Source organism: Pseudocalidococcus azoricus BACA0444, assembly GCF_031729055.1.
Lineage (GTDB): Bacteria > Cyanobacteriota > Cyanobacteriia > Thermosynechococcales > Thermosynechococcaceae > Pseudocalidococcus > Pseudocalidococcus azoricus.
In genome coordinates this window covers 62,807-74,267 of record NZ_JAVMIP010000002.1, presented here as the reverse complement: position 1 = coordinate 74,267, position 11,461 = coordinate 62,807, and the positions used below count along the sequence as shown (strand labels likewise).

Below are 11,461 nucleotides of genomic sequence, written 5' to 3'. Positions count from 1 at the left end.
GATAAGAAAATTTGATCTCGTTAACATATCTTTGAGAGATTGAGAAACCGTTGAAGCGTCCCAGGCCCCGCAAGGATTCAATTTATGCAGGCAACCCTTGAGCAAATTTGGCACGCTGCCCGTCAAGGAGAACCCACCGCCATTGCCACCTTAATTAACCGCAGCTTGCATCCCAAGGGAATTCATGTCCTCGCCCGTCGCCAAGGGAGTTGTCTGCAAATTATGCTAGAGGCCACCAAATCATTGCCCCCAGACCGTTGCTTACAATATATTCTCAAAGGCTTACGAAAACTTGACCCCGATGGGATTCTCAATGTTCGCTTGCATGGCCGCCTCTTGGGGGATGAATGGCCAGAATGGACTGAAACTCTAGAACTCAAAACCACCTTACCCAGCTCAGCCCCCCCTGCTGTTCAGTCAACAGCGACTCCGGTTTTAAAAATTCCTGTCGATGCGGCGATTGTGGCTAACGGCATTGAGAAAACAGTCACTCCTGCAATGATTGGTACATCTCCAGCAATTCAATTACCTGCAACCGCCTTACCCATCGTGCCGGAGCCAGCTACCCCTGTCCTGAAGCGCACCCACCCCGGATTACTATTGCTGGGCCTGGGGACTTCCCTCATTTTGGCCTGGGTTTGGTATGTCCAAAATGTCTTACCGGAGGGCCTGAGTGATTTACCCAATTGGGCCAGTTTTGCGAGCAATCCCAGTAGTAATACCCCCAGTCCAGCCCCCGAAGCTGCACCAACCGCCACCCCAGACAGCTCAACTCCGGCCCCTGTGACAGTCCCAGAACGGCAAACAATCCGGCTCAAAGCCGTTGGGGATATGGTTCCGGGGACAAGTTATCCAGTCCGCCGCAAACCCCAAGACCCAAACAGTCTCTTAGCCAAAATTAAGCCCTATTTACAGGGGGCCGATATTCTCTTTGGTAACTATGAAAGTACGCTAACGAATCACCCCTATCCCTTCAAAAACACCAGTAAGGGGATGGTTTTTGCCTTTCGTTCCCCACCCGAGTATGCCAAAATTTTCCAGGCCGTAGGCTTTAACGTTCTCAATATTGCCAACAACCACAGCTATGACTTTAATGAAAAGGGCTTCCGGGACACGATGCGTAGCATTGAACAGGCCGGGATGAAGGCGGTTGGGGATAAGGATCAAATTGTCTATATCACCGCCAATGGCATCACCACGGCCTGGATTGGGTTTGCGACCTATCACGGACAAAATAGGGTGCAGGATATCAAGGCGGGCCAGGCCCTGGTTAAAAAAGCGAATCAAAATGCCGATGTGGTGGTGATTTCCTTCCATGCCGGGGCAGAAGGAGCCGATGCTGTCCGTACACGTAACAAGGTGGAATATTTTTATGGGGAAGATCGTGGCAATATTGTCCAGTTTTCCCGCGCGATGGTGGATGCTGGAGCGGATTTAATTCTCGGCCATGGGCCCCACGTCCCGCGGGCCTTGGAACTCTACAATGGGCGTTTGATTGCCTATTCTCTGGGAAATTTCTTAGGGTATAAATCCTTTTCGACCGTGGGCAACCTGGGTAAGTCTTTGATTTTAGAGGCAGAGTTGGATGCCACAGGCCAGTTTGTCGGCGGCAAGGTGATTCCGGTCAAACTTGATGACAGTGGCATTCCGCAATTGGATAATAATTTTGCCACAGTCAAATTGATCCGCAACCTCACCCAATCAGACTTTCCCCAAACTCCCTTGACCATTGGCCGCTTTGGCGAACTCTCACCCCCAGAGCCTATAAGTCCTAGTCCAAGCTCCCCATCACCTGGAGAAAAACCATAATGAGTGATTGTTTTGAATATCTCAGTTTTGGCAGCAATGACTATCGTTACTAGTACCTGAGAATCTTGTAGTTTGTGCCAGATTAGTGGTTTGCTATGTCACCCTCCCAGGAAATTCCGCCCCCACCCCGCCCCTATCAAGACCTATCTCCACCGGAGCAACGCCAACGCCTACAAGAATTGGCTCTAGTCTTTTTAAAACTGGGCACCTTTGCCTTTGGGGGACCGGCAGCGCACTTGGCGATGATGGATGAGGAGGTGGTCGGGCGGCGGCAGTGGTTAACCCGCGAAAAACTTTTAGACTTAATCGGGATTACGAACCTGATTCCCGGCCCCAACTCCACGGAACTGGCCATTTATATCGGGGCAGAACGGGCCGGTTGGCGCGGCCTAATTGTGGCCGGATGCTGTTTTATTTTGCCAGCGATGCTGATTGTCTGGGGCTTGGCAGCACTCTATGTCCAAACGGCCCAAGTGCCTCAAGTGGAATGGCTTCTTTATGGCATTAAGCCGGTGATCATTGCCATTGTCCTCCAGGCCCTTTGGAAACTGGGTCGGAAAGCGATCAAGGACAACGTAACTCTCGTGGCGGCGGGGGCGGCGGTAGGGGCTTATTTCCTCGGGTGGTCAGAAGTTTTAGCCCTCGCAGTGTTGGGGTTAGGGGTCATGCTGATCAAGGCCTGGCAAGGAGGCAACCAGATCACGCCTGGCCTGGTGGGGCTGCCCATGGGGGTATCGGCCCAAGTTACAACTGCGACTCCAGAACTGCCCGTGGGTTGGGTCAATGTTTTTTTAATTTTTCTGAAAATTGGACTAGTCCTGTACGGCGGCGGCTATGTTTTATTGGCATTTGTCCAGCGAGAATTTGTCGAGCAAACCCATTGGCTCACCTCTCAGCAGTTATTGGACGCAGTGGCCATTGGCCAAGTGACTCCGGGGCCACTATTTACAACCGCCACATTTATTGGCTATCTCCTGGCGGGGAATTCGGGGGCGGTGGCAGGGACGGTGGGAATTTTCTTACCTTCCTTTCTGCTGGTGGCACTGATCAATCCCTGGGTCAATCACTTAAGACGCTCGGCCTGGGTGGCTGGGGCTTTGGATGGGGTGAATGCAGCGGCGTTGGGGCTTATGGCTGGGGTGATGGTGACTTTAACTCAGGCGGCAGTGGTGGATGCGGTCACGATTGGGGTGGCGGTTGTCAGTGGGATAATTTTATTTAAGTGGAAAGTTAACTCGGCCTGGTTAATTTTAGCCGGGGGCCTGGTTGGTTTTCTCACCCAGGATATAGGAACCACGGGTTAACTCTGCTGACCGTGAACTGATAGTCATCCCCTCTATTAAAAGAGCTTGCACATCGGAGCGTGTCTTCATCTACTAAGGTTAACGTTCCCTGTCCAGACGCAGCCTCACATTCGTCATTTCCTTTCCATATAAAGTTAAATTCTGATTTCCCACTGGCTTTTTTTCTCGCGGATCTTGGTCTCAGCAAACCGTGGCCTAAAATGAACTGAAATGAACTGCAATTCTCCCTTATCGTCTTCATCAATCCGAATGTCGGCCTGCCAGATTAAGGCGTAATACCGCAAAATCAGGACTCTCGGTAATAGGCTACAGGCCAGTAAAGGAACTACTCACTTTTTTCAGTTAAGTACTTAGCGACTGTTTGGACATCCTTATCCCCCCGCCCAGAGCAGTTAATCACAATCCGCTCACCATTAGTCAGTTGGGGGCAGAGAACCTCTAAATAGGCGAGGGCATGGGCTGTTTCTAGGGCCGGAATAATCCCTTCCAATTGGGATAACCGTTGCAGTGCCTCTAAGGCTTGATCATCGGTGACACTGTAATATTCGGCTCGACCCAAATCTTTCAAATAGCTATGTTCGGGGCCAACTCCCGGATAATCCAGGCCAGCACTAATGGAATGAGCCTCGAGGACTTGGCCATCATCATCCTGGAGAAGGTAGCTCATGGCTCCGTGGAGAACCCCAACTTGCCCTTGGGTGAGAGTGGCGGCATGATGTCCCGTATTAATCCCTGAGCCAGCCGCTTCCACGCCCATTAACCGCACTTGAGTTTCGGGGACAAATTCATGGAACAATCCCATCGCATTAGAGCCACCCCCGACACAGGCCAGGAGAATATCCGGTAGCCCGCCCCATTTTTCTAAGCACTGTTGCCGGGTTTCTTGGCCAATCACCGCATGAAAGTCTCGCACAATCATCGGATAGGGATGGGGGCCTGCCACGGAACCCAAAATATAGTGAGTCGTTTCCACATTGGTGACCCAATCCCGAATGGCCTGGGAGGTGGCATCTTTGAGGGTTCCAGTCCCACTGCTGACGGGTTCAACGGTGGCCCCTAACAGACGCATCCGAAAGACATTCAAGGCCTGGCGTTCCATATCCTGCACCCCCATATAGATGATGCATTCCAGGCCAAAGCGGGCACAAACTGTCGCAGTCGCAACCCCATGTTGACCGGCCCCTGTTTCGGCAATAATTCGCTTTTTCCCCATCCGTTTTGCCAGCAGGACTTGGCCAAGAGCATTATTAATTTTATGTGCGCCCGTATGATTCAAATCTTCCCGCTTTAAATAAATTTTGGGGCCGTTACCATCGGCCGGGGCATAGTGCTGGGTTAAACGTTCAGCAAAATATAACGGCGTGGCCCGCCCCACATAGTCTCGTAACAATTGGGAGAGTTCGGCCTGAAATTCCGGGTTGGTTTTGTATTGACTGTAGGCTTGCTCTAATTCTGTCAGGGCTGGCATCAGGGTTTCAGGGACATATTTACCGCCAAATTGCCCAAAACGACCGAGGGAATCGGGACGCTGCGACAGATCAAGGGCTTCAAGTGTGGGGGTTAAGGTCGGGGCAACAGCAAGAGTCACTGGGAAATTCCAACATCAATTCAGGTATAGCTTTAATTCTAAAGCTCTTAATATCCCGCAACCACTGGCCTGGGATATCTCCTACGCAGATCAGGCCCCAATCCGCAGTCAAGCTCCAAAGAGGTAGCCCTACGCTAAGCCAATCAGAAAATTCTGGGAACGATCCTGAGCCATATCCCGAATCAGATTAATGCGGGCAGCGGCATAGTCCCGTAAACAGGCGACTTGGCTTGGTTCCAATGGCTGCTGTCTGGTGAACTGGACAACCAACCACTGACAGAGGGCTGAATCATCCAGGCCAAGCAGGATTCCCGTTTGGGTTTGCTCAACAAAATTCCAAAACTGGCGGAGGAGCGTGGGAGGCATAGGAACCCTCACTTAAGAATTTCTTTATATTGTTACCCTAGCTGGTGATTTTTGGAAATGGATCAGCCCGTAGAAAGACGCAACTAAAGTTACTGAATCCTCATGAACTTTTATCACGAACTAATACGGAAGCTAACAAATCATCAGACTTTACCCATTGATCTGGGTGTTCTAGGCAACCAGTTTCCCAATTTCTTAGTTTAGGGGCTGTTAGCAGGAAGATAATCGCTGTTTATCAATCGTAAAAAACGTATTTTCAAGCAAAATGTTATGTAATCCTATTAGTCCTAAGCAAAATATCGACTCTATATTGCTCTGTATTTGCCTGTGGATCGGTGCAGATTGGCTTTTGATCATCATCGTGGTTTCAGCCCGCCAATTTGAAATAGTATCGGACATACTAATGACGATTCCCTTGCTTGTGCCCCTCAGTCAGACTCCCTATGGATTATCAGGTTCTTCACCATAGCCCCGGCCGACTTCGACTCCATATTCACCGATTACGGCACGATCGGGCCTATGGGCAAACCGTAGAGAATCTGGTGTTGGCCTTACCCATAGTCCTAGGAGCGAGGTTAAATCGGTTGGCTGCATCGTTAGTGGTTCATTACTACACCCCAGGCCTGGCCCCCGGCCATGCAGAAACCCTTGTGGCCAAATGCCTAGACCAAGCGGACATCACCCATCCCCTAGTTCCCACAGAACCCTTTCCCACCCCCAGTGCCACTGCCATTCGGGATTGGGAAGCCGAAGTTGAAGCTGAACGCCCTCCAGAATCCGATTGGGAACGGTTGGGATTTCCCTTGATGAGCTTGACCTTGGCCCTGTTAGCGGCTCCTGGGGAGATTCCCCCCCTAGTGGTCGGTATTGCGGTTTTGGCCGGGGCCTGGCCGTGGTTCCAACGGACGCAAACGCGGTGGGCAACAGAACAGTCGGTTTCCGTGGACTTGTTGGATACCCTCTGGCTGGGCTTGCATACCTTAAATGGAGAATTTATTGCACCTGCATTGAAGACTTCCCTCACCTCTGCCCGAGCAGACTTACGCGATCACGGCCAGGAATTTAGCCCCTACCCTAGTTTTTTATTAAATCCCGAGCAACTTCTCACCATCGAGCGCAACCAAGAACATATTGAGTTAACGACTGTGGAACTTCAGCTAGGAGATCGGCTTTGGATTGAAGCTGGACAAATTATCCCCGTGGATGGGCCAATTGTGGCTGGGGCGGGAATGTTGGGTCTTGTCCATCAGGGACAAACTCTCACTACCATTTCTGTAGCACCAGGGCAATTTGTCTATGCCGGTTCGCAACTTTTGAGTGGGCAAATCCAAGTAACCACAACTCGCATCGGCTGGCAAACTCGCATTGGCCTGGTGACAGAACTCCGCCAAGCCGAGCCTGTTTACGATAGCCAGCTAGCCCAGGCCCAGGCCCAATTTGCCCATCAAGCCGTATTGCCGACCTTGGTCTTATCCGGATGTGTATTAGCGGCAACTGGCAATTTAGCCCCAGCTTTAGCCCCCTTACAACTGGATTTTGGCAGTGGGATTCAACTCTCCCTACGAACAGTCTTTTTATCGGCCCTGATTGCGGCGGCCCAGGCCGGGGTCTATATTCCCAGTGCTGCAAGTTTAGAATGCCTGGCCCATCTGGAGGTTTTAGTCGTGGATCAACGGGGCCTGGCCTTAACACCTCTGGAAATGAGGGAATTAGAGCACCTCGCCGCCCATAATGGCTTACAACTCTTCACCATCACCGGCCTGGCAGATCTGGACTCGCTCATGGCCTTAGATCAGACTAGGGGCATTGGAGTCATAACAGGGCCTGGGCAAGCCTTCGACTATTCACCTGATTGGTTAAGAATCTTCTGGGGTAGTCACACCATCCATCCCCAAGAACCAGAGATTGTTATTCTTGAGCCTACGGTGAGAAAACTACACTGGGCGATAACAATTGCTCACCAGGCCCTAGCTCGCGCCTATCAAAATACCACTTTAATTTCTCTACCCAATCTAATTATAGTGGCCGCAGGAGTCATGACCGGGTTATCACCTGTTGTGAATGTTCTCACCAACAATGCCACGGCTTTTCTGGTGGAGTTTCTACCACAACCTCCCTTTTTGCCACCACCTGCAAGGACATCTCTCCTGCCATTACCTGGGCCAGGTACAGTTGCTCAGAATTTGCCCGAACATAAGAAAAAGGTTAAATTATCGTAAACCCAGGCCACATCAGCCCCACAGACCTAATTGTAGGCCTTAGAATTTAAGCGAAGTGCTGTGAAGGAAGGCATTAACTTATGGCTGCTGATTTTGATCGGGGCATCATGAAATTCAAAGGGGCAGATAGCCGGCCGATGGTGGCAATCTCTGCTGTCCTCGTCCTTGGGTTTATCGGCCTTTTAATTTGGTGGGGGCTACAAACCGCCTACGCCTTTAGTTAATCTTGGCCGGCCTAACTTTTGGTAAACTTAGAGCCTTTAGATAAGCGGCGGAGATAGGTTAACCCCTTCTGTTGGCGTTCGGGGCTGTAGTCGAGTCCAAGCATTTTATAGGCATCCTTATCGTGCAAGACCCGAAACTGAGGATAATTAATCAAAAACTTCCCATCTAGAGTGCGGACTTGTGAGGTACTGTCTTCGGGAATACCGCCCAGTTCCTGAAATGCTTCTCTGGGGTATAGCCAAGGTTCCTCTGGGGGTTCATTACCCGTTGGGATAGATTCCTCCAGTTCGTGGAGCTTTTCGGAAAGTCCCTTGAAAATTTCCCCAGTTTTAGGGCCAGTTGTTTGAAACTTCCACAAGAACCATTGTTTAACACTATTGAAAAAATAGGCAAAAATTCGCACCGCAACTCGGAAAAATTGCTTCGCCACTGCCCCAACTCCAGCGGCCGCAGGCGGCTTCAGAAGTTGTTGCGGAACAGATTCGGGTGGTGGTTCAATGACCACAATGGTTGACCAGCCACAATGAGGACAAACTTGGCGGCCAGATTTTAATGGCACACCCAGCCGGGTCGCGCAGCGGGGACAAGTTTCTAGCATCTCACCCAAGTTCCAGAGGACATCCTGCCCAATACTCTATCAGGATTGCCCCAGTAACTTACGGCTCAAGCCCTTAGCCCCGAGTGAGAAACAACATTGGATTGATGGCCCCACGCCCCATAGGCCGAATTTCAAAATGCACATGGGGGCCAGTGCTACGACCGGTGCTGCCCATATCGGCAATTAACTCACCCTGCTGGACATACTGGCCTTCCCGAACACGAATCCGGTGATTGTGGGCGTAAAGGGTTAACGTGCCATCATTGTGGCGAATTTCAACTAAATTACCAAAGCCACCACTGTTCCAACCAGCATAGGTCACGACTCCGGGTGCAGAGGCAAGCACGGGTGTACCCACAGGGGCAGCAATATCAATACCTCGGTGCATCCGACCCCAGCGTGGCCCAAACCCTGAGGTCAACACCCCCTGGGCTGGCCAAATGAACCGTAAGGTAATGGAGTTAGGTAAGTAGCGATCAGAGGGTTGGAGGGGGGGTAATTCAATATTGGGTAAGGTTGGGGCTGTGGACTGGCGGGCAATCAGGGCGATGGGGGCTGCTCCAGTTAGGCTAGGGGTCGGCTGGGGGTTACTCCGATTTGAATTAGCCGAGTTTGGGGAAGTCCCAGTTGTGGCCATGACAGGAGGGGGAGTACCCGGCAGAGTGCGGGGGAGGGTAACTGTCCGTGCCAAGCGAATACGTTGATCATTGCGACCAATACTGACTGCAGTAGTCCGGGTAACGGGGGCCTGGGGCAAGACAGTTGAATCAAGGGTCGGAAGGGTGGCACTAGCGGGGTTAGTCCCACTATTTTGGGGAGCCAGGGCGATGGGTTGTGTCGGGGGGGTGTTGCCGTTGAGGGTTGTGACTGGGGCAGATTCGGGGGTGGCCTCGGTCTCGTTCATTAACTCCTCATAGACATTACCACCAACGGCCTTATAGCCAGGGATGGCGAACTCGGGAATTGAGGTTAAGTCTAGGGTGAGGTCTTGGTAGGGGCTGCCATGACGCTCCCGGAGATCAACAACCTTGAATGCAGTAGTTGTAGCCTCTGGTGCCACATCCAGGCCAGTTACAGAGGGTAATCCAGCTAAGGACAGTTGCAAAGCCTGGAGGGTTGAGGCAATCAGGGTCGTCCCAGAATTATTGGCCGGCATCTTGGCGAAATCTGCACTAACGGGATTAAAACCGCTAGAACTCTCCCCGGTCAACACAGAGAAGGTCGTTTGAGGCATCAGTGAAGCCGCAGGGGTTATCTCCATCAGGGAGAGGGGGGCTGAGTTACTCAAACCGGTCAGAACAGGTGTCAAAGTAAATGCTGGTGAGGCAAGGGGAGCCAAGGGTGACTGTTCAGGTAAGGACCGTATGGCGGCTTGTGCGGAAGGTAACCCGCCGAGGGTCAGTGTAGTTATCCCTACTGCCAGGCCTGTCACAGTAGTACATTTTTTGCTAGTCCAGTTAAGAGCTTGGGCGACCCGATTACAGGTTGAGGCAGTCACCCCTAGGCGGTTAGTGGAAAGCATCAAATGGAACCTCCTCATACAGTGATTCGTCTCTAATAGTTAACCCTGACAGGGGTACTTAACCTTAAAAAGAGCGATTAAGAGCAATATGTCTAGTGACTACGCCCATTGCAGCAAGCTTATCCTACTGCTAGACGTAACATATCTAAACTTCTAGGTGACTTTACCGAATCTCTAGGGGGAGATCAACCCTGTGACAGTTATCCCCTAAATTAGATATTTTGTATGAATCAAGGAATTTTGCAAAAAGATTCTGGCATATTTTATTAAAGATTTTCTGAGCCGTTACCAGGCCTGGGATTTCGGCGGATATGGAGTTAACCCCTAGCGTTAAAATTCAGGGTAGGTTAATCAGATTATTGAAACCTTTGTTTTAGTTGTATAGGTTCTTTTAATAATGTAGCGATGACTACTTTAGTTGAGAGAGAGGGCAGCTTATCCAAGAAAAAACCGAAACTACCTACCCAGATTATGGGTTCAGGGAGAGCGAACCATGCCAATTTAGTGGTGCAGTCTTCAGATTGGCACAGGGTTAGGGGTTGGGAAAGACCATGAATCGTTTCTTTAGAAAAACTTATGCAGTCTTTGGCAACCGTTATTGGTTCTTGGCAACCCGCCGTCATTCTCCATCAGCACTATCCCCAGATGGCCATAACAAAGGAGCTACACGCGTAGGTCGCCGAAAGGCGAATGGTAGGATGCAGATTAGTCTGGCATATATCACTTATATATAGCCTGTAATCTTGATTGGACGTTTTATTCTATGGAAATTGTCGAATTGGCCACGCGACTCCAAGCCCAGCTTGACCCAATGACAAATCTAGAAATTCTCGGAGTTGCCCCAATTGACCAGGCCCAGGAGAGCGATATCACGTTTCTCGTCAATCCCAAATATGCCCATAAGCTCCAGGATTGCCAGGCGGGAGCAATTCTTGTTAATGAAGATTTTGATGCCCCTGCCCCCTGCCCCCTCCTACGGGTCAAACATCCCTACCTCGCTTTTGCCCAGGCCATTGAATTGTTTTATCCGCCCACACCGTTGCCAACCCAAATTCACCCTACCGCCGTCATTGGCCAGAACGTGAGTGTTGGGGAGGATGTGGCAATTGGGGCCTATGTGGTAATTGGTGATGATGTGGTAATTGGCCATCGGGTCACGATCCATCCCCATTGTGTGATTTATCGGGGGGCCAGCCTGGGTGACGATACGCTCCTCCATAGTCATGTGGTGATTCGCGAGCAGGTCAAACTGGGCAATCAGGTGATTATTCAGAATGGAGTCGTAATTGGGGCGGATGGCTATGGGTTTGTCACCTTACCCAATGGACAACATCACAAAATCCCCCAAGTCGGGACGGTGGTGATTGAAGATCAAGTGGAAATTCAAGCCAACACCACCATTGATCGGGCTACCCTTGGGGAAACCCGCCTAGGCAAGGGCACAAAGGTAGATAATCTGGTTCAGATTGCCCATAACTGCACAGTGGGTCAGCATTCACTCTTATGTGGACAGGTTGGCCTGGCGGGTTCAACCCAAGTCGGTAATCATGTAGTTCTGGCAGGACAGGTGGGGGCGGCGGGGCATTTAAGTATTGGGGATGGGACAATGGCTGGGGCCAAAACGGGCATTAATAATTCTCTCCCAGCTGGAAGTCGGGTCAGTGGTTATCCAGCGATGGATCATAAGGTGTGGTTACGCGTGGTCGCTGAACTTAAGCAATTGCCCCAATTAATGAAGCGACTCCGCAAACTCGAAAACCAGCTTTCCCAAGATTGACTCCCATCTGCCTATCCAAAGCACTTGACCAATTCAGAATTACCCCAGGTTTC

8 protein-coding genes and 1 pseudogene are annotated in these 11,461 nt (G+C 50.9%); 5 read left to right on the top strand and 4 right to left on the bottom strand.

What is annotated here, in order from left to right; genetic code table 11:
* Positions 1–84 precede the first annotated feature (84 nt).
* Positions 85–1,809, top strand: coding sequence for a CapA family protein (locus RIF25_RS02780; RefSeq protein WP_322877035.1), 1,725 nt, complete (start codon positions 85–87; stop codon positions 1,807–1,809).
* 95 nt (positions 1,810–1,904) lie between these two features.
* Entirely contained in the window at positions 1,905–3,113 is a 1,209-nt protein-coding gene (chrA, locus tag RIF25_RS02775) for a chromate efflux transporter (RefSeq protein WP_322877034.1), read from the top strand.
* A 325-nt stretch (positions 3,114–3,438) separates the two neighbouring features.
* On the opposite strand, the gene trpB is transcribed toward chrA, so the two are convergent.
* On the bottom strand, positions 3,439–4,650 hold the full coding sequence (trpB, locus tag RIF25_RS02770) for a tryptophan synthase subunit beta (RefSeq protein ID WP_407682316.1): 1,212 nt from the start codon (positions 4,648–4,650) through the stop codon (positions 3,439–3,441).
* A gap of 180 nt (positions 4,651–4,830) precedes the next feature.
* Positions 4,831–5,067 (bottom strand): hypothetical protein, encoded by a 237-nt coding sequence (locus RIF25_RS02765; protein ID WP_015123362.1) that lies wholly within the window; start codon positions 5,065–5,067, stop codon positions 4,831–4,833.
* A 443-nt stretch (positions 5,068–5,510) separates the two neighbouring features.
* Between RIF25_RS02765 and RIF25_RS02760 the strand changes: the two genes are divergently transcribed.
* Entirely contained in the window at positions 5,511–7,286 is a 1,776-nt protein-coding gene (locus tag RIF25_RS02760; protein ID WP_322877032.1) for a P-type ATPase, read from the top strand.
* Positions 7,287–7,366: 80 nt separating this feature from the next.
* Complete coding sequence (locus tag RIF25_RS02755) at positions 7,367–7,510, top strand: hypothetical protein (protein WP_322877031.1); 144 nt, start codon at positions 7,367–7,369, stop codon at positions 7,508–7,510.
* Positions 7,511–7,521: 11 nt separating this feature from the next.
* Here RIF25_RS02755 and RIF25_RS02750 read toward each other — a convergent pair whose 3' ends face one another.
* A complete protein-coding gene (locus RIF25_RS02750) occupies positions 7,522–8,109 on the bottom strand; it encodes a hypothetical protein (protein ID WP_322877030.1) in 588 nt (195 codons plus the stop codon).
* 73 nt (positions 8,110–8,182) lie between these two features.
* Positions 8,183–8,611: pseudogene (locus RIF25_RS17085) on the bottom strand (M23 family metallopeptidase); the annotation flags it as partial.
* 1,783 nt (positions 8,612–10,394) lie between these two features.
* Between RIF25_RS17085 and lpxD the strand changes: the two are divergent.
* Positions 10,395–11,408 carry a UDP-3-O-(3-hydroxymyristoyl)glucosamine N-acyltransferase gene (gene lpxD, locus RIF25_RS02740; protein WP_322877028.1) on the top strand — a complete coding sequence of 338 codons (1,014 nt, stop codon included), beginning with the start codon at positions 10,395–10,397 and terminating at the stop codon, positions 11,406–11,408.
* Positions 11,409–11,461: the final 53 nt, after the last annotated feature.